Annotated in this window: 22 protein-coding genes; 10 read left to right on the top strand and 12 right to left on the bottom strand. The window is 44.4% G+C overall.

From position 1 onward, the window contains the following. Positions 1–4 precede the first annotated feature (4 nt). The 5 genes from R7P80_RS16000 to ppiC form a co-directional block, all read right to left on the bottom strand. A complete protein-coding gene (locus R7P80_RS16000; protein ID WP_025768505.1) occupies positions 5–1,519 on the bottom strand; it encodes an ABC transporter substrate-binding protein in 1,515 nt (504 codons plus the stop codon). Then, entirely contained in the window at positions 1,509–2,357 is an 849-nt protein-coding gene (locus tag R7P80_RS15995) for an ABC transporter ATP-binding protein (protein ID WP_225491760.1), read from the bottom strand. The genes R7P80_RS16000 and R7P80_RS15995 overlap by 11 nt, the downstream gene beginning before the upstream one ends. A 20-nt stretch (positions 2,358–2,377) precedes the next feature. Continuing rightward, a complete protein-coding gene (locus tag R7P80_RS15990) occupies positions 2,378–3,139 on the bottom strand; it encodes an ATP-binding cassette domain-containing protein (RefSeq protein WP_225491761.1) in 762 nt (253 codons plus the stop codon). Positions 3,140–3,310: 171 nt separating this feature from the next. Then, a complete protein-coding gene (locus R7P80_RS15985; protein ID WP_225491762.1) occupies positions 3,311–4,615 on the bottom strand; it encodes an MATE family efflux transporter in 1,305 nt (434 codons plus the stop codon). A 343-nt stretch (positions 4,616–4,958) separates the two neighbouring features. Continuing rightward, positions 4,959–5,300, bottom strand: coding sequence for a peptidylprolyl isomerase PpiC (ppiC, locus tag R7P80_RS15980; RefSeq protein ID WP_081007916.1), 342 nt, complete (start codon positions 5,298–5,300; stop codon positions 4,959–4,961). Between the two features lie 215 nt (positions 5,301–5,515). On the opposite strand from ppiC, the gene R7P80_RS15975 reads away from it, so the two are divergent. Continuing rightward, the gene (locus tag R7P80_RS15975) at positions 5,516–6,430 is read left to right on the top strand and encodes a chemotaxis protein (protein WP_005385059.1); all 915 of its coding nucleotides are present in this window, start codon (positions 5,516–5,518) and stop codon (positions 6,428–6,430) included. An 80-nt stretch (positions 6,431–6,510) separates the two neighbouring features. Here R7P80_RS15975 and R7P80_RS15970 read toward each other — a convergent pair whose 3' ends face one another. The 4 genes from R7P80_RS15970 to hutW form a co-directional block, all read right to left on the bottom strand. Further along, on the bottom strand, positions 6,511–7,047 hold the full coding sequence (locus R7P80_RS15970) for an ATP:cob(I)alamin adenosyltransferase (RefSeq protein ID WP_005375333.1): 537 nt from the start codon (positions 7,045–7,047) through the stop codon (positions 6,511–6,513). Positions 7,048–7,144: 97 nt separating this feature from the next. Further along, on the bottom strand, positions 7,145–7,675 hold the full coding sequence (hutZ, locus tag R7P80_RS15965) for a heme utilization protein HutZ (protein ID WP_222716848.1): 531 nt from the start codon (positions 7,673–7,675) through the stop codon (positions 7,145–7,147). Positions 7,676–7,731: 56 nt separating this feature from the next. Continuing rightward, a complete protein-coding gene (gene hutX, locus R7P80_RS15960; protein ID WP_005385051.1) occupies positions 7,732–8,235 on the bottom strand; it encodes a heme utilization cystosolic carrier protein HutX in 504 nt (167 codons plus the stop codon). Positions 8,236–8,267: 32 nt separating this feature from the next. Continuing rightward, positions 8,268–9,638, bottom strand: a complete 1,371-nt coding sequence (gene hutW / locus R7P80_RS15955) for a heme anaerobic degradation radical SAM methyltransferase ChuW/HutW (RefSeq protein WP_225491763.1) — start codon at positions 9,636–9,638, stop codon at positions 8,268–8,270. 160 nt (positions 9,639–9,798) lie between these two features. On the opposite strand from hutW, the gene R7P80_RS15950 reads away from it, so the two are divergent. From R7P80_RS15950 to R7P80_RS15925, 6 genes are read left to right on the top strand one after another with little or no spacing between them, the layout of a single operon-like run. Next, entirely contained in the window at positions 9,799–10,545 is a 747-nt protein-coding gene (locus R7P80_RS15950) for an energy transducer TonB (protein ID WP_064354554.1), read from the top strand. Next, positions 10,545–11,243, top strand: coding sequence for a MotA/TolQ/ExbB proton channel family protein (locus tag R7P80_RS15945; protein ID WP_225491764.1), 699 nt, complete (start codon positions 10,545–10,547; stop codon positions 11,241–11,243). The genes R7P80_RS15950 and R7P80_RS15945 overlap by 1 nt, the downstream gene beginning before the upstream one ends. Then, on the top strand, positions 11,240–11,653 hold the full coding sequence (locus R7P80_RS15940; RefSeq protein WP_005375322.1) for an ExbD/TolR family protein: 414 nt from the start codon (positions 11,240–11,242) through the stop codon (positions 11,651–11,653). Before R7P80_RS15945 ends, R7P80_RS15940 begins: the two co-directional genes overlap by 4 nt. 28 nt (positions 11,654–11,681) lie before the next feature. After that, positions 11,682–12,551: a heme/hemin ABC transporter substrate-binding protein gene (locus R7P80_RS15935; protein ID WP_005375320.1), complete on the top strand. Its 870-nt coding sequence runs from the start codon at positions 11,682–11,684 to the stop codon at positions 12,549–12,551. 9 nt (positions 12,552–12,560) lie between these two features. Further along, on the top strand, positions 12,561–13,598 hold the full coding sequence (locus R7P80_RS15930) for a FecCD family ABC transporter permease (protein WP_005375318.1): 1,038 nt from the start codon (positions 12,561–12,563) through the stop codon (positions 13,596–13,598). Next, complete coding sequence (locus R7P80_RS15925) at positions 13,598–14,380, top strand: heme ABC transporter ATP-binding protein (RefSeq protein ID WP_053303821.1); 783 nt, start codon at positions 13,598–13,600, stop codon at positions 14,378–14,380. The genes R7P80_RS15930 and R7P80_RS15925 overlap by 1 nt, the downstream gene beginning before the upstream one ends. A 112-nt stretch (positions 14,381–14,492) precedes the next feature. Here the strand turns inward: R7P80_RS15925 and R7P80_RS15920 are convergent, their stop codons facing one another. Further along, positions 14,493–14,954 (bottom strand): TetR/AcrR family transcriptional regulator, encoded by a 462-nt coding sequence (locus R7P80_RS15920; RefSeq protein ID WP_005385033.1) that lies wholly within the window; start codon positions 14,952–14,954, stop codon positions 14,493–14,495. Between the two features lie 607 nt (positions 14,955–15,561). Between R7P80_RS15920 and R7P80_RS15915 the strand changes: the two genes are divergently transcribed. Further along, positions 15,562–15,861: a YfcZ/YiiS family protein gene (locus tag R7P80_RS15915; RefSeq protein WP_005375307.1), complete on the top strand. Its 300-nt coding sequence runs from the start codon at positions 15,562–15,564 to the stop codon at positions 15,859–15,861. 88 nt (positions 15,862–15,949) lie between these two features. Here R7P80_RS15915 and R7P80_RS15910 read toward each other — a convergent pair whose 3' ends face one another. Further along, entirely contained in the window at positions 15,950–16,222 is a 273-nt protein-coding gene (locus tag R7P80_RS15910; RefSeq protein WP_170890007.1) for a YnjH family protein, read from the bottom strand. A 319-nt stretch (positions 16,223–16,541) separates the two neighbouring features. On the opposite strand from R7P80_RS15910, the gene R7P80_RS15905 reads away from it, so the two are divergent. Further along, positions 16,542–17,141 (top strand): hypothetical protein, encoded by a 600-nt coding sequence (locus R7P80_RS15905; protein WP_005375305.1) that lies wholly within the window; start codon positions 16,542–16,544, stop codon positions 17,139–17,141. A gap of 73 nt (positions 17,142–17,214) precedes the next feature. Here R7P80_RS15905 and R7P80_RS15900 read toward each other — a convergent pair whose 3' ends face one another. Then, complete coding sequence (locus tag R7P80_RS15900) at positions 17,215–18,324, bottom strand: 1-acyl-sn-glycerol-3-phosphate acyltransferase (protein WP_005385027.1); 1,110 nt, start codon at positions 18,322–18,324, stop codon at positions 17,215–17,217. Between the two features lie 191 nt (positions 18,325–18,515). On the opposite strand from R7P80_RS15900, the gene R7P80_RS15895 reads away from it, so the two are divergent. Beyond that, positions 18,516–19,124: a hypothetical protein gene (locus tag R7P80_RS15895; RefSeq protein ID WP_064354553.1), complete on the top strand. Its 609-nt coding sequence runs from the start codon at positions 18,516–18,518 to the stop codon at positions 19,122–19,124. Positions 19,125–19,262: the final 138 nt, after the last annotated feature.

The following is a 19,262-nucleotide window of genomic DNA, read 5'->3' as shown; positions in this document are numbered from 1 at the left end:
CGAGTTAGTTCACCTCAGTAAACTGGTCGATCAGGCGACGCTCACGTGGGTCACGTTGTGCGTTCTTCACGCGGTCACTCTCACCTTGGATTACACGCTCGTGAAGCAGTGGAATCACAGCGTATTGCTCAAGGATTTTGCTTTCTGCTTCGATGATCGCTTGTTGGCGTTTCTCACCCAAAGGCTGACGATCAGCGTGTTTCAATGCTGCGTCCACCTCTTCTGAGCAGAACTGCCCTAGGTTGTAAGAACCTTTACAGCTAAAGTCACTTTGCATATACGCCACTGGGTCACCAGAATCCAGCACCGTTGCACGTGACAACAAGAACGCATCGAACTTACCTGCTAGTGCATCGTTTTCGATTTGTGCATATTCACGAACGTCTAGTTCAACCACAAAGCCAGCCGCTTCAAGTTGTTGCTTTAGCAGCACCGCCACTTCTGGCAACTCAGCACGGTCGGTAAACGTACCAATGGTGATCTTCTCCCCATTCGCGTGGCGCATTTCCATGGTTTCCATACGAGGGTTCGCGTCACGAATTGGTTGAGCCCATGCCAATGCTGGACCTAACAGACCTTTCGCTGAATCGGCGTGGTTCTCGTAAACCGTTTTGATGATTTGCTCACGGTTAACCGCTTGAGCCGCTGCTTTACGCAAACCGAACTGGCTAAACACATCTGATTTATTGTTTAGGTAAAGCGTGTTGGTACGCGGCATTGCGACTTCGTGCAGCTGTGAAGATTCCATCATCGCGATTTGCGAAACAGGAACGGCTTCCACTACATCCGCCTCACCAGTACGCAGTGCTGCAGCACGAGCAAAACCGTTTGGTACGTATTCAGCAAAGATACTGTCTACTTTTGCTTTTTCACCCCAGTAACCGTCAAAACGCTTCAGTTTTGCGCTGGTTGTCCCGTTGATTTCTGTCAGAACGAATGGGCCCGTACCTGCTTTGATTGGCACAACACGACCGTTTTCTTGATATGCAGCACCAGAAAGGATCGCTAGCTGTGGGCTAGAAAGACGGCTTGGCAACAGTGGATCGTTAAAGGTCGTTTTGATTTCAACAGTGAAGTCGTCCAATGCGCGAACTTGCCATTCGATACCGTCCAAGATGCGTGGTTTAGGTGCGGCATCTAATGCTTTTTGTAGAGAGTTCACAACCGCGTTGGCATCAAGCTCAGAACCATCGTGGAATTTCACGCCTTTACGTACCTTAAATTGCCACGTCATTGGGTCAACTTGTTCCCACTCTGTTGCCAGCATAGGCTCTGCTACCGACTGATCGTTTAGGTTCACTAGCGTTTCTGCCGTGCTCCAACGTGACAGTTTGAACGCGTCATCTGAAAGTGGTGACAAACCTGTGCGTGGTGGTTGCATCATGGCAACGCGAATTTCCGTTGCTTGCGGTGCAGCTGCTTTTTCCGCTTCTGGCTTGCTTTCGCCAGAGTCAAAACAACCGGTCAGCAGTGCGCTTAAAGCCAGCGACAAAGCTAACTTGGGAGTACTAAGGTGCATAAGAAACCTCTCCAATGGTTTTTGTGAATTCATTACTTTTGTGTTGAGCGCTCATCAAGGCTCTCGTGATCAAGTGTGATGGGTTATTTGTCACGTTTTGTGCCGTGCCGTGCTCGACAACGCGTCCTTTGTCTAACACTAGGATTTCATCGCATAGGGTTTGTGCCGCATCGAGGTCATGTGTCACCAAAATCAGGCGCATCTGACGACTCTTTTGAATGCCTGCCAACAAGTCGAGAATCTGTTTACGACTGACGGGGTCTAGGCTGCTGGTTGGCTCATCGGCAACCAACACACAAGGCTCAACAATTAAAGCTCTGGCGATAGCCACACGTTGCGCTTGCCCAACTGATAGTTGCTGCGGGTTACGATCCAGCAATGTGAGATCCAAACCGACATCCGCCAAGACCTTTTCCACCTTCTCGTTAAGTTCTTGCGTTAAACCAATGTTGCTCAAAGGCTCCAGTAAGATCTGGCGAACGGTGTAATAAGGATTCAAGCTCGATTGCGGCTCTTGCGGAATCAATTGAATGTGCTGACACAACTCTTGGCGCTGCTTAGCCGAGCTACGCGATAGCGGATAACCACACACATACACTTCACCAGATGTGGGTTTACGAAGACCGAATAGAAGCTCAATCAAGGTCGATTTACCCGCACCAGAAGGACCAACAATCGCAATGTTCTGTGTATCAATGGCAAGATCCAATTGTTCGAGCGCCTTAAACGGTTTGCCCCCTAACCAACTTGGTTTGGAGTAATAGTGAACACTGGCTTGCGCAAAGCGAACTTCCGCCGATTTAGGCTGCATGTGCCCGCTCAAGTTGTGCTTAGTCAAAATAGGCTCCAGAGATGAGGTTAAGGCAGCAGTTGCGCAAGTTGTTGACAGAAAGGATGCGAACTTTGCTGAATGGCTTGCCATGGTGCGCCATAAGCCACCATGGTGTTGTCCGCAATCACCAAGACTTTGTCACACGCCAAAGCCGCAGATAGATCGTGCGTGATCAACAAACCACTGATGTTGCGTTGCTGAACACTGCTGCGGAACAACTCAAGGATCTCCGCTTCGGTGATTGGATCGAGCGCACTGGTGGGCTCATCTGCGATGATCAAGTTGGCACTACCAAGCAACGCAATCGCAATACAAATACGCTGACGCTGACCACCAGATAACTGGCTTGGATGCTGCGCTAATGCTGCTTTTGGATCCGTAAATCCGAGTTGAGACAACAAGGTCGTCACCGTTTCTCGGTTTGCTGAAGACAAGCGTGTTTTGTTGCCTGTCCATGCCAAACACAGTTGTTGCTCGACAGAGGCCAATGGATTCAGTGCTTTAAGTGCATCTTGGAAAATGACCGCGGGGCGCTGCGGTTGACTACGTTGCAGTATGGCAGTTTGTGCGACTTCACTGCTGTTAAGCTGGATACTTCCGTCGACCCAAATATCAGACGGCAAAAAACCTGCGACGGCTTTCGACAACATGGATTTACCAATGCCGGAAGGTCCCATAATGGCAAGAACTTCACCTTGAAACAGCTCAAAAGAAATGTCTTTGAAGAGTGTGCGTTCTGAGTCTGTAAGGCTGAGATTATTAACGGAGAGTATTGGTTGAGAAATCACGGCATAAACTAAATGTAATAATATAACATCACAGATAATATCATGCGGGTTAAAGCAAGGAAACCAGTCGGAAAGGTTATTTCATCACCTTTTTCAGATTTATCAGCAAGGGCAGATGGCTCCACCCTTGTTTTAAGAACATCTAAATTAGGTCGTTTGTGACAGTGTGAATTAAAGACACTTTTGTTTAACTTGACCGAGGTATGGGAACAAGAAGACAAAACGCCCAACGTAGAACAAAGTGAATGCCAGCCACAAACCGTGATTGCCCCAATATTGCACCGCAATAAATTGGGTCACTAAGAACAACACCATGGTTAGAAAGGTAGAGTTACGCACTGGTCGCGTCGTCCCTGTACCGGTAAAGATGCCGTAAAACGTAAGACCAAAACCAGCAACCAACGGGAATGCCAATAACCAAGGGCTCATGTCTAGATACAGCTCAACAAGGTTTGGCAAAGTGGTAAATAACGACACCACTTGATGTTTGAACAGCACCAGCAGCAAGGTCAAGACAACAACGAACGCCGCGGTCCATTGCGTGTTTAGCTTAATCACGTTATCAAGCAATGTAGGATTCTTCTGCCCTACGGCTTTACCTGCGAAGACGCTCGACGCATTCGCCACACCGTCGAACATGTAGCTGACGATAAAGGTCACTTGCATCAAGATTGCGTTCGCAGCGAGCACATCAGAGCCTAGCTGAGAGCCCACACGCGCCATCATGTTGAAGAACACCAATAGACACACTGTTCGAAGCAACAGATCCATATTGGAAGACGCGATAACTTTGAGATCTTTACGCGTCATTTTTGCTGTTTGAATGTAATCAAACAGCGGGAAGCGACAAGTTTTCAGCACCAGTACCGCACCAATAACAAACGTCGAGATTTGCGCGATAAGTGTCGCCACCGCAACACCAGCAATGCCCATATCGAAGTACAACACAAAGACGATATCCAGCACGATGTTCAGCACGTTACCAAACACTTGCGTGAGCAAGGTTTCTTTGGCTTTCGCCTGCCCCATCAGCCAACCAATCACGGTGTAGTTCAGCAGTACAAACGGTGCACCAAAGATCATGATATCGAAGTAAATCTTCGCGTTTTCGGCCACGACTGCATCAGGGGAGATAATCAGCTCTGCCCCCATCCAAATCACGGACTGCAACGCAATGAAAATCAAGCCAAGGCAAAGCGAAAGCACGAAAGGACGAAATAAGCTGCTCGCTTGATCTTCTGGGCTATTTTTACCTAATGCGATTGCACTTTGCCCCGTAGTACTTACGCGGAAAAAGCCAAACAACCAATACAAGGTGTTCATGATGACGGTGCCGATCGCCACACCACCAATCATCTCAGCCACACCGAGTTTACCGATCACCGCGGTGTCCACCGCCCCCAACAATGGTTGGGTAACAGTAGAAACAATGAAAGGAAATGCGATTTTAAAATAGTCTTTATGAGTCAGGGACATCTTAAATTATGAACGGGGTTAATTTTTATAAGGTCGCTATCATATGCGAATGGCGCCCGAACATGAACCAAAGTTCGCCAGCAAGGAATAGCATTGATAATTGATACAACCAGCAAACGTATTCTCATACCAAAGCTTGAAATAGGATAACGACTTATGAGAAAAGCCAAGTTAACTGCATATAAATGAGTTTCTAGTTTGGAAAGATTAGCGTTTGGTGGAGCATGGCAAATCAGAATGTATCTGCCATGTCATAACGGTAGTGATTGGTGAAAAGAGACCGTACAGATGATATTTAATGCTTGTGGGTTTCATCTGACAATGTTTAGGTCGATACCAAGCCTTATGTTCTGTAAAGCACCTTCACAACATGCCAACCGAACTTGGTTTTAACTAAATGCGGCGTTAACACTTCGCCAGAAAAGCACACTTTGTCGAATTGAGGTACCATTTGACCACGGCGGAATTCACCAAGGTCACCACCGCGTTTGCCTGACGGGCAAGTTGAATACTTCTTCGCTAATGTCTGAAACTTTGCGCCTTTTTTCAGTTGCTTGATTATGTCTTCCGCTTGCTCTTTGTGCTTCACAAGAATATGTAATGCGGCTGCTGTATTTGCCATTGTTCTATCTCTCACTATTCTGGTCGCGCAAGTGTACCCAATCCTTTTTAACAGACCAAACATTTCTTAATAATAGCTCAGCGGTAAAGGCCCCAATACACGAGGAATATAAAATCGTCTACATAATGAGTTTAAAATACAAACAAGTTTTGCTCAGTTAATCACTATGTCTCTTAAAGATTGTCTAAAAAGCTCACATTTGTCTCTCCGATGGTTGAAGCCTTCGTCTGATAATATTAGATTAGACACAATTCGGTGGTGTTTATAAGGTTATTTTCATGGCAAAAGTCGTTAGCAAAGCGAATCAATCTCAGGGCATGTTGATGTTTAAGCTCACCCTGCAACAGAGTTTCGCTATCGGTACGCTAAAAGTCCGTGAAATCGTCCCGTACATGCCAACGACAAAGATCCCTTACTCGCATCATCACGTCATTGGAACCGTTACGATACGTAACTTAACAGTACCAGTGATCGATATGTCAGCGGCTGTTGGCTTTCGTCCTATTAGTGAAGAAGAATATAAAAGCTGCTACTTGATCGTGACAGATTGCTTGCGAACCGTGGTTGCGTTTATGGTTCGTAGTATAGAGAAGATCATTGAGTGCGATTGGAAAGCTATTGAAACACCACCTCCGAGCGCTGGAAAAAATATTTTCGTGACTGGAATTACTCGCTACGAGGACAAAACTGTTCAAATGCTGGATGTGGAGCTGCTACTTTCCAAAATTTATCCGCAGTACGAGAATTCAAAGATCCCAATGCTGACAGATATTGAGCGAGAACGCCTAAAAGCACTCAGTATTCTATTGGTGGATGACTCTTCCATCGCTCGTAAACAGCTGTGTGACGCACTCGATAGCATCAATATTGGGTATCAAATCTGTAAAAATGGTTTAGATGCATTGGAACTGATGAAAAGTGACGCTGCGGCTCATCGCCCAATTGATATTCTGGTCAGCGATATTGAAATGCCCGGATTAGACGGTTATGAATTAGCATTTGAAGTTCAGAATAATTCCTCTCTGAACCATTCATACCGCATTTTACATACATCGTTATCGAGCGAAATCTGTGTAGACAGAGCTCACCAAGTTGGCGCGCATGAGGCACTTGAGAAATTCAATGCAGGAGAACTAATCGAAGCGATGCTTCGCGGAGCAAAAGAGCTAGAAGCCAAAGCTATGACTTCTTAACTCTTATTGGACGAGTTGATTTGAGAATATAATGCAGTACTTGTCCTATCCCTGATGCTCACATCCGCTAATTTCTCAGCTCACTTCTTTGGCATCGCGTAACTACGAGAAACGAATTCCGTCTCTTTGACTTGGTGAGCATGATTAATATAAGAAGCTAGGCTGTAAAGTACATTCGCTAATAAGTTCGCGTAACGAAACAAAATAGGTGCGGGCTGCTTCTTACCTGTATGTTCAACGGCAACTAATGCTCGTACCGTTTTTTTAGCTTGGCAACGGCACAAATGCAATTGACTGGCTGCCGGGTGCCCTCCGGGTAGAACAAAGCCTTTGAAGCCGCCATCAATACGTTGCTTGAGCAAAGCATAATCGGCCTTTAACTCTTCAACTTCCGTCTCTGTAATCGCTAATTTTCCGCGAACCGAACCATTTAGATGATAAACATTAGGCTGCATTCTTGTCAGTATATCGCGGCTAAACTCGTCCAACTCCATAGCGAGAACAAGGCCAATACGACTACAAAGTTCATCTGCTGTAATTTCAAAGTCACAAACCGGACTGTCCTCGTAAATAAACGGATAGCAAATCTCGCTCAATTCCTTGCTTACAGGTTTCATGCTTTTGTTCCAATATAAAAAAGGGAGTCAGTATAACCTAACTCCCTTTAAACGTTCATTATGCCAAATGATCGACATTCATATGATCGGTTTACAATCAGGCACTTTCGACTTTCTTGTGACCTTCTTGAAGGTGAACAAAATCTACTAAATCATCACCAGACACTTGATACGCCTGACCAAAACCTTTAACAAATAGCCCCGATTCTGGCTTTAAGTTGAACAAAACGAAATCCTCTAGCTGGCTTAGACCATCAATAATCTCACCAAAACGCTCTTTCATTTGTTCAACAACTTGTTGCCACATCTCTGTGTCTCGCTCAACTACATTTGCTACCGCATCAAAAGTTAAGCGCTTACGAGCAAACAGCTGCTTTGAAGACTCTTCATCTTCGATCATCATCAATGAAACATTTGGATTTTCTAAAAGGTTACGGGCATGACGAGCGATTTTAGAAATGAGAACGAAATAACCTTCCTGGTTTTGGACATAAGGCGCGTAGCTTACATTCGGGCGACCTTCTGCATCGATAGTTGCAAGCTGAAGTGTACGGCGCTCCTGACGAAACTCTTTGATCTCTGGCCCTAAACGACCTTGCAAACGCTCTTGTTTAACTTGTTGATCCATATTGATACCTGACTTTACTAATTAGTATTCGAGTTAAGCCTCGATTATGTTTGTGATTACTTTTTTAATTCGGCTTGTAGGGCGCGAAATGCGGTGACTTGCTCTTCAATCAACTCGCGCTTTTCGTTACGGCCTAAATAAACCTTGAAAATATTGCTTCCGCACTCCGAGAAAAAACCAAAATAGTGACTCTCTCTACCCATAAACGGTTTACTGACTAATGCGACATTTTTAACGTTATCTAATTTAAGGTGGCCGTGCAGTTCACCTTCTCTACCCATTAAATTGTAATAGCCACGCGCCACTTTTCCTTTTGGAAACGGCGCTTTAACTTCAAAGATAGAACCAAAAGAGTGGACGATGGTCGTCACCGGGCCAAAACCAACCAAACTTTCTAGGATGCTTTGCGCTTGCTCTCCTGGTGCAATAGCCACCATTTCCTGAGGTAGAGCCGCAACAACCTCAAACTCGGAAATGCCAAGACGCTCTGCCATCGCAGCTGGCAATAATTGTGGTTCTTGCTCTAGTAATACTTCAACTTGTTGCTTGATTGATTCCATTGTGTCTTCCGTTTTTGTTCAATTTGTTTTCATTAATTATTGGATGCTTTCGGTACGGTTTCGTTCATCTCTGATGTGAGTACCTGAATACAACTTTGAGCCAATGACACTGCCCAGAAGCTGCCTGCAAGAGTAAGGACTGCGCTACGTTCATGTAGCTGTACTAAGCCTTTCGCTTGCCACACTTTAAATAGAGGCAATAAAAACACGAACGCGTCCTCCCCCATAAATGATGGAAGTTGATTTGCTTGAACAATGCCACGGTCAAACGCAGATTTGAGTGCAGAAAAAAGTGGTTCTAGAGGGCTTTGTTTCATCATCATCGCGATGGTGCTTTGACCTTCTTTGACCGCTTTAATATAGGTCTCTAGTGTGCGGTGTTGCATCATCCCGTAGCCACCGATATTACCTCCAGCACCACAGCCAATTGGCAATACCTCTGCATAAGTCTTGGCTAAACTATTGTATAAACTACGCTCGCGGTTATCGATTGCCCAATGGTTCACGCTAAGTTGCTTCATATGGTGTTTGGCCATAAAGTTCACACCGAGCTCATACATTCCCGCTTTTTCTGGTGTGGTCGCAGGTGGCGGGATTTTTCCCTTCTCTACGAGGTTGAGCATGGGAGCTGACCCACCAACCACTAACTGATACAAATCCAGTCCGTGTGCGCCAGTCGAGAGGAAATCATTTAGATCTTGCTCTAACACTTCTTTGGTTTGATAAGGTAAGCCATAGAGTAAATCGATAATGACCGGAATTTTGTCTTCTTTGGCGATCTCGCTCACTCGTTTGAGGACATCTTCCCTATCATCTAAACGTTTTGCGCTGCGGCGCACTTGTGTATTAAAACTTTGCACACCAAAAGAGAAACGATTAAACCCACCGTCTAAAGCGCCTTGATACAACTCATCAGAAAAACGATTGATGCGACCTTCTAAGGTGATTTCGCAGTCTGCGGCCAAAGGAAAGTGGTCTCGGATAGCCTGGCCTAACACACGAACCTGTATTGGAGATAAATCCGTTGGCGTTCCGCCCCCGATATATACGGCGTGAAAAATACCATTTTGTGTCCAAGGTAATGCCGCTTTCTCTCTAAGCTCCTGCATTAATGCTTCAAAGTACTCATCAACCAGTGTGCGACTTGCAGCATTTTGAAAGAAGTTACAAAAAGTGCAACGAACGCGACAAAACGGAACATGAATATAAAGACAGCGCTTATTGGTCGCTTTAATTGAGTTAGCCGTAATACTCGAAAAAATCGCCTGTTGTTGAGACGAGGGCACAGGTACGCTCGCTCCCCCGGCATGTGCAGAATGCTTCTTAACAAAAGCAAATCGCAATGGATCAGGACTATCACTGCCCAACACTGATTCATCAAGCTTATCGATATCGACGCTCATATATACTCGCTTAACTCCCATCATGTAAGGGATGGAAGCTGATCTTAAAAATTCTGCAAGAATCATAATTTGAGCGTAATGATAATGCAATTGATAATTGATCTTATTTCCATTGTAAGTAATAATCTGCCCAAGTTTTCATAGTTTCCCGAGATATTCCGTGAACGTACAAAGATATGTCATTGCAGGAGGTGCTTCCCTTGCCATCCATGCCGCACTTCTTTTTGTTTCTCAAGAGACAAAGGTGTTCGCGATGCCGGCTGGAAACCCAGCAAGTTCGGTAAGTCTAAATCTTGTGTCTGCTCCTCCCGCTGTCGAAAAATCTACACCAGAAAATGTAGCGCCACCAAAAGAGCAGCAGCCTCAAGACCAACCTGAACCAGAAAAGAAGATTGTAAAAAAACAGGTCGTCAAGAAAGACGCTGTTAAGAAGAAGGTAGTAGAGAAAAAACCTGAACCGGTTAAACAATCTAAACCTAAAGCGGTCGAGCCCACCAAAACCGTAACAAAGCAAAAGGTTCAGCCCGAAGCGAAACCAAAGAAAAAAACGGAACCAGTGAAGAAAGAGACGGTAGCTCAACAATCCGCACCTGCGAGCCAATCCAAAGGGGCAACGTCTCAGCCTGTCTTGGTCGACAAACCAACGTTTGTGAGTCAACCAACACAACCCCGTTACCCAAGATCTGCACAAAGACGCGGTATTGAGGGTGTAGCCTTGTATGAGATATGGCTAGATGAGAATGGTAACCAGATTAAACAGGTTTTGATTGAGTCTTCCGGCACAGAGTCGCTAGATGCCTCAGCACTTCGTGCGATCAAACAGTGGCAATTTACACCACATATTTCAGGTGGGCTAAAAGTCGCTCACCGAGTACAAGTACCTGTTCGTTTTAAGTTGGATGGATAATGGAACAACTACAAGAATTACAAACTCAATTTGGGCTGATGACATGGCCTTTGATCATTTGCTCAGCTCTAACCGTGATGATCATCGCCGAGAGATTATTCCATGTGTTAATTAGCCTTGGTGTAGGAAAGCGAGCCATTCGCCAAAAGCTCACAGGATTAGACCCAACAGATGGGAGCGAGCTTGAAGCACTTGCTGAAGAGTTGTCGAATAAGCGGCCGCTTCTGTACCGTGGTGTTGCGATGTTGCTTGCTCATCATTCTTTCTCGAAATCTTTAAGAGAAGATGCCGCAGGTATTTGGCTGCAAGAAAAACGCCATCAGCTGCATTCCGGCCTTCGTTTGCTGACGCTGATTGGTGTCATCAGTCCTTTAATTGGCTTGCTTGGTACGGTACTTGGCTTAATTGACATGTTCAAAGGCATCGCGGTTTCAACGGGGAATATCACTCCGAATGATTTGGCTGACGGCCTAGGTCTTGCTATGCGCACCACTGCCGCGGGTCTCATTATCGCACTTCCTGCCATTTCAGGAGCGCAGATCATTGGTTTGTGGGCGGATCGTGTAATCGCCAAGCTTGAGCACACTTTAAACTACGTCAACTTATGGCTTGAAGGTATCTCGTTACAGCATGTCTCGCCAGACCACTCAAAAGTAACACTGCGCTCTTCTGAGAAGATTGAGGCTGCAACTCAATGATTAAAACACCACAAGAAAATAGTCGTAACGGTTTAACCCCCGATTTAACACCGCTGTTAGACATTATTTTTATCGTCATGGTTTTCCTGATGTTAACCGCAGCGGTCAAACTCGATTCATTAGACGTCAATTTACCGAGCACAGAATCTCAGGCTGTTGCAGATGTCGATAAGCAATCCATCACGGTAAATATTCTTAAAGACGAGCCTTACTGGGCTATTAACGGCAAGACATATATCGATTGGGACAACTTTACCCTCGCGCTGTTAGAAGAGAGTAAGTCAAGCGATAAACCGATTGTAATTGGAGCAGAAAAAACCGCGAATATTCAGTCGCTAGTACAACTTCTCGGCTTTTTACAAGAAAACGGAATTCAAGCAACTCAGTTACTCACTGAAGAGCCATCATAAAAATAAGTAAGATAGAGATCCTTTCAAAATGAAGAACACACGCATCACTATTCATGCTGTTGTCACGGCAGCTATTTCCCTACTTGCGAGTAGTCAACTTTTTGCCAATGAAACGCCATCCTCAGAGCGCGTTGTTAGCGCAGGCAGCGCCGTCACTGAACTCTTGCTTGAACTCGACGCTAAAGATAGCTTGGTTGCTATCGACGTCACCAGTCAATTACCAAAAGGAATGGAACTGCCTAAAGTGGGCTACCATCGTCGTCTTTCAGCGGAGGGGTTGCTCGCCTTACGTCCGACAAAAGTCATTGGTTCTGATGAGATGGGGCCGAAAACAACATTGAGCCAATTGAAATCGGCTGGCGTAGATGTAGAAATTGTTAATACTGATGCAAATGTCGAGGGCCTTTATCAACGTATTGATCAAATTGCGAACCTTATGGATCGCAAGGCTCAAGCTGAAAGCTTAAAGCAAGATGTCCAGGCGCAAGTACAAGCACTCAATGCAAACCAACCTGATCAAGCGAAGAAAAAGAAAGTGCTCTTTCTGCTGATCCATGAAGGGCGACCTGCAAATGTTGCGGGCTCACAAACGACACCCGATGCAATTATTCAACTCGCCGGCGGACAAAACCCAGCCGCTACACAACTCTCGTCTTACAAGCCTCTATCCACAGAAGCGATGGTAGAGATGCAGCCTGACGTGATTCTTGTTAGTGGTCGCAGCTATGAAACGTTGGGTGGTGCCGATGCAATTTTAAAAGCAATGCCGCTTCTTGCTGCAACACCCGCTGGAAAGAACAAAGACATCATAACGATTGATGGCCATGCTCTGGTAGGTGGTTTGGGCCTTAAAAGCCTTGCAGAAGCTAAACGCTTGAATGCACTGCTTTACCCATAGAGACATGACATGTTGTTAAGACGCATCCCCCTTTCAACGACGTTATCAGTGCTTAGTGGATTTTTAGCATTTATTGCTATCGCCTCTATTACCGTTGGCCCAATGAACATTAGCTTTGCTGACAGTTTGCGTAGCCTAACGGGAGGCAGTTCTGATCTCGCTCCTCACATTCAGTTGGTCATTAACGAAATCCGATTGCCTCGCACCATTTTGTGTATGTTCATCGGCGCCATTTTAGCAATTTGTGGTGTGGTTATGCAGGGCTTGTTCCGTAACCCATTAGCCGAGCCTGGTATCATTGGTGTGTCTGCTGGCGCTGCTCTTGGTGGTGCATTCGCTATTGTTGTATTTGCTGAATTTAGCCAAAACTATCCGCAACTAATGAACTTAGCGGCTCTGCCTCTTTTTGCTTTCCTTGGCGGTGCACTAACGACTATTCTCGTTTATAAACTCGGCACAAGTAAGTTTGGTACCTCAGTTACAATTATGTTGTTAGCCGGCGTTGCCATCAGTGCGCTCTCGGGTGCTGCGATTGGCTACATGAACTTTATCGCAGATGATCAGATGCTGCGAGACTTGACGCTTTGGTCGATGGGCTCATTAGCTGGTGCAAATTGGTCAGGGATTGCTCTATCTGCTGTAACACTCGTCATCCTATTACTCTGGTTCCAGAAGAAGTCGATGGCGCTGAATGCTCTGTTGTTAGGGGAATCAGAAGCAAGACACTTAGGAGTTCCGGTTCAAAAACTCAAACGTCAGCTTATTTTACTTTCTGCACTGGGTGTTGGTATTACGGTGAGCATCAGTGGTGCAATTGGCTTTATTGGGCTCGTGATTCCTCACTTAGGGCGCATGCTCGCTGGGCCTGACCATCGAACGCTATTACCAATATCTGCCTTAATGGGAGCACTGCTTCTTACTGCCGCAGATATGTTTGCTCGTGTTGCCGTGGCACCAGCTGAATTACCAGTTGGAATCGTGACCGCATTGATTGGCGCGCCCTTTTTCATCTACTTATTGTTCCAGCAAAAAGGGAAGATTTTGTAATGAACCAGATCGTTTTATCGGGGAAAAACATTTCGATGACGTATGGCAACCGTGTGGTGCTCAATGACATCAACATTGATATCCGAGCTGGTGAAGTGACCGCCCTACTCGGCCCCAATGGCGCAGGTAAAAGTACTTTGCTCAAGCTTCTATGCGGTGAGATCTCTTCGAATCATCACATCACCTACTTCGGTAAACAAAAGCATGATTGGGAGCCTGAAAAAAGCGCCAAACATATTGCAATGCTCCCGCAGCACAGCACCTTAACCTTCCCATTTCTAGCCAGAGAAGTAGTAGAGCTGGGGGCAATACCGCTATCACTGTCCAATAAAGAAACCACTAAACTGGCTTTACATTACATGGAACAAACCGACGTATTGCATTTAGCAGAAAGCCTGTACCCGTCTTTATCTGGTGGAGAAAAGCAACGACTGCATCTAGCACGAGTGATGACACAACTACATCAATCTGGCGAAAAACGAATCTTAATGCTTGATGAACCTACCTCAGCGTTGGATCTCGCCCACCAACACAACACGTTAAAGATTGCTCGTGAAACGGCAAAAGCACAAAACGCAGCGGTGGTTGTGGTGTTACATGACTTGAATCTAGCCTCTCAGTACGCAGACCGCCTTGTACTCTTGCATAACGGGAAACTAGTTTGTGATGACACGCCATGGAATGCACTAACGTCAGAGCGCATTGAGCAAGTTTATGGCTATCGATCTATTGTGACAAAACATCCGACGCTAGACTTCCCTCAAGTGCATGCCGCAGCATAAAGCGTATCTCCTCTAAGCCGTCTCTAAAACACTTCGATACGACAAAGGCCCGCAATATGAGAGTTGCGGGCCTTTGCTTTGATAGTGGCAGAATTTGGTGCTTTAAAGGCTATTACTTGCTCATTTGGATCAATGATCGACCAATCAACCACTCAAGCTCTTTGTCACCACCCGCACCAAACTGGCTTTCAACCATTTTGTATAAGCGGTCAATACCATTAGCAGCAAATTCTTGCGCATTTTCAGCGGTGACAATGTGATGGAATAGCAGTCGTAAAATCGCGAGGAATTCAGCATCTTCCAGCGCTTTAATCCAACTTTGTGAAAATGCATTCAATCCTTTATCAAACTCTAAGTGTTCAATAAACATTTTAAAGATACGGCCATCCAGTGCGGCGGTGAAGTCCGTTTTCTTAGGGAAGTGATGGCTAATACCGGTACGCGATATACCTGTCTGCTGGCTTAGCGTCGTGTACGACATTTTGTCGTAACCTAATCTGAGTAGCTGATCAATAACGGCATCCATGATCTTTTGGATAGTGATTTCGGTATCTTCTTTACTACGCTTTGGCATATTTTAAGCTCTTCTCTTTGTAAATCCATCTAACTCACTATTAAATGAGGCCAGAATGAAATCATTCTTAGCATTATACCCGGCTCGCCGATGCGGTTCGATTAGCGAAAACCTAGAAATCAGGTTGCTAAACGCTGCACTTGAAAGCGCTTTGGGTATATGTATTGCGACTATTTAATATCATGTCGAGTTCCAAACCATAACGTCTTTACACTGCGTAATGTGTAATTTTCAGTTATGTTTTTGTCAATACATGCTACTCAAAATAAGGCGAAAAGTTAGTCTCATCAAAACCTTGCGCCAATTATTCATCGAAACTATTCAAAGACCAAGAATGATAATTATTAAAAATAATCAATCAAGAAATAGTCTTATAAATTAACCATTAGTTCAACTGGACTGAGCAAAATCTCGTCACTATGTTCGTTAATTGATTTTAAATGTTGATATATATCACATTAACGTTCTTGATGATTTAGTAATCCAATCTTTAACCCTTACTTAACAAGTGCCTATTCTGTTCCTTTTTTACGCAAAAGTCGTCATTTTTGTAGATACAGATCAAATACCTGATAGAATACCCTTAGTATTTACAAGAGGATTCGTTATGAGTGTCGAATTAGAAAAAAACCAAGTATGTGAGGCCTGCGGCTGTGCTGGCGAGATAGGCTTTATCATCAAAGAAGGTGACGAAGTTGCCGACGTAACGGTTTTCGCACAGACAAAAACAGAGCTAGAGTCTGAACTACAAAAATACATCGAGCTCGCTAAATCAGTATGTGCTGATGTTGAATACAATGTTTCAGAAATAACCGAAGAATCGAACCAAGCGACGGCTCGATTCAAATTTGAAGTAAGTGCTGAAAAACTTATCTTTGAATTAAAAACTCGCTCACTCGCGCGTTAATGAAAAAAGCGAGCATGATGCTCGCTTTTTATTTTTCCAATCTCTTAATCTTAAACCGCTCTAAATGAAACAGACAACTTCGGCGCGTTTATTTATCTTTTTTGAACACGACCCACTTTAACGAGCCATTGGTTTCAAAATCGTTCTCAGCGGCACACATCAGTAATACGCCTTCAACATTAATCACGGCCCCTGTGGTGTAGGCTTTATCATCGTAGTAACAGATACGCTGACCTACCTTACCGTCAGCAACTATTAGCGCTTTGTTTTCTGGTGTACTGTATGATTTAGCAAAAACGGAACCCGACAGCAGTACTGCAAAAACACCAGCGGTAAAAATAGATACACTTTTTAACTTCATGAAAATCTCCCTCAAACCTCAATAATACTAACAAGGACCCTTGTGAAGTTCTTGGAAGAATCTCATATTATTCAAATATCTACTGATATTTTTCTCACCTCTACACTTGGGTCTGCTTCACATTCAATCATTTAATTTATCTCATTTTAGTAAGCTTGAAGTTACTTAGCGCAGTAAAGAAGCGCACACTTTTAGCGTGCATCTCTAATTTGAATATTTAAGTTATGAATCAAAAACTGTGAGCAAAAAATGCATAATAGGTTTATTTAAGTATAAGATAAGCACCTGTTGATCTCGGTATTTAACTAACTCTTTGACTATGCGTTTTGTTTCCCTATGCCTTACTTCAATCCTACTCTGCTCATCTCCTTTGGCATATGAGCTAGATTACTATTCTAAGTTTGGTCACATCGATAATTACGGCAATCTTGATCTTAGAAACAAGCCTTACACCCAACTACCCTCTGGCCTAGTGGTAAAGGGCAACTTAAACATCTCACAAACCCCTATCAAAACCTTGCCTAAAGGGCTTGATGTTGAAGGCAGTCTGGAAGCAACTAACAGCGCACTCAAAGTTATTCGCTCAGGAACAAAGATAAAAGGCTATGCAAACCTACTAGGTAGTAAGATCGAAAACTGGCCTAAAGGCATCAAACTAGGCGGTTACCTAAATCTGACAGATACACCGTTAAAAGCGCTTCCAGCTAAACTTCGAGTAAAAGGTGATCTAAGTGTTATTCGCACTCCCATTTCTGATCTTCCTGAAGGATTGGTGGTTGATGGTAATCTCTATATTGGAGGATCAGCGCTGAAAGTATTTCCAGACACAATGACGGTGAAAGGGAATATCTATTTAGGTGGTAACAGGATCACAAAATGGCCCAGCAATTTAACCCTTGGTGGTGCCGTCGCACCTTAAAGAGCAGATAAACAAAAGCCCCGGCAGACCGAGGCTTTAAGGCATTCTGAATCAACGAGTTCAGTGACGAAGATTACTCTTGGTTATTCACAGGATTAGCATAGCTCGCCACCAAATAAGGTCTTGCGCCTTCAGGTAGCTGATCCAACTTATCCGCGAGATGACGCTTAACCGCTTCCGTAATGATGCTCGAATCTTCATGCCCAGCAGCTAACAAGTTGATTGGGTACAACTTGTAGTTGTTGTGAATTTGGCGGTCGATTTCACCAGCAAGAGATTCCGGCGTTTCAAACTCTTGCTCAATCACATCACCAAACGCAACATGTACACGGCCTTTATAGCCAACGATACCTTGAATGATACTTTCGATATCTTCAAATTCGCCTTTTTCATAGCGGCCATTTTCTGCTTTTTCGTACAGCTCTTTTGCTTTGGCAATGTCACATGGATCATTTTCATAGGCAATCGAGACTGGAACGATTTTCAGAGAACGCGTGTACTCACCAAAGCTGATCTTTTGTTTACGACCTTCAACATGGAACATTTTTAAAATCGCAGGATCAGTAAAGTCGTTTCCATCTTTAGCACGACCTTCCTTTTGGGCAATCCAAATTGAATTGCCAGTATCAAGCGAATGTTTGATATAGCTTGACAATTGTCCCAATGCTTTCATCATTTCTCTAGGCGCTTTAGCAGAGCGCTTAACGATGAAGCTCTTATTGAGTCGCATCAATTCTGTCGCACATGGCTTCTTCAGCAGGTTATCGCCAATCGCTATACGAACTGTACGGTGCCCACTTTGGTACAAGCCATAATTTACGAGCGCAGGGTCCATCGCAATATCACGGTGGTTAGAAACGAATAGGTATGACGTGTTTTTATCCAGCTTATCCAAACCAGAAAAAGTGACGCCATCCGTTGTCTTATTCAATGTATCTTTCAGATACTTCTTCACTTCAATCTGAATTGCTTCGACAGAATCAAGCTTGCTCCACTTAGCTTTCAGGTAGATACGCAGGATCGGGCTCATTAGCGTTTTGAACCACGCTGCTTTATTAGCAAAGCGATGTTCTAGGATAGCAGTGATAAATTCATCATCTTGGATTAGACGATCCAGCGCTGCTGGAATTTCTTCGTCGTTGTAAGGACGAATTTCAATATAAGGATCGGTATTGGCTGTCATTGTTCATTACATATCAAAAAAAGCTGGCACATTTTACGCATAGTTTTGCTGACAAGCAGCATTTCAACCCATACTTTTAACATGGTCATACCAGTTAAGCCACCATTTATCATGCTAAAAAATTCTCTCAGCAGGTTGGAATCGTATGGGTTTAACGTTACCCTTAGCGCCAAAAAACACTGGTACTCATAATGAACTACGCAATTGAATTTCACGACGCTAAATACCCCTTTCTTGATGTAGCTGCGCGTAAAAAAGCACTGAAGCACAGTCTACTATCTGTCATCGAAGGGTTAGCCGTCATTAAATTGGGTAAGCAGGAGTATGCCATTGAACCAGGCCAATATTTTTGGATTCCTCAAGGATGTTTGAGCTCCCTCACCTTTTTACCTAATTCTCGTGTATATCGTTGTGATTTTTCTGTGCGTTTAAATGACGAGTTCTCACAACAGGCGGGCTTTGTGAAGCCTTCACCGCTACTAAAAGCGCTCGTCGAGAAGCTAGCAACAACAGCCGAACGCTCGGATCTGCAAACCGATCTACTGACAGTAGTAAGACATGAAGTATTGACGCTGTCTCCTAAACTAGCGCACTCAACGTTAACAAGAGCCATCAATCAGTGGACTCCTGGCTGTGACATGAATATTTCTAAAGAGCTTTGCTTGGTACTAACACTACGTGAAGCAAGAAAAATGAAACTGTCGGGGAAGAAGGAAGAGCAAATTGTTGACTCTCTTTTTGCTGGTAACACCGAAGAATATGAACAGCTTTGCTTTTTAGTCTTTGGAGAAGCGCTATAACTGCTCTTCAACAAGCTACGTGTTCAGCATTACGTAGAATTACGGACACAGAAAGTAGATTTGACCCGTCCTGATATGGGTTGACACTTTTTAACTAAAACGCTCGATGTACTTCATCGGGCGTTTTGTATTTTAAAG

Origin of the sequence: Vibrio sp. 2092 (assembly GCF_033339635.1) — a bacterium.
GTDB classification, from domain to species: Bacteria; Pseudomonadota; Gammaproteobacteria; order Enterobacterales; family Vibrionaceae; genus Vibrio; species Vibrio alginolyticus.
This window is presented reverse-complemented; position numbering and strand designations above follow the sequence as displayed.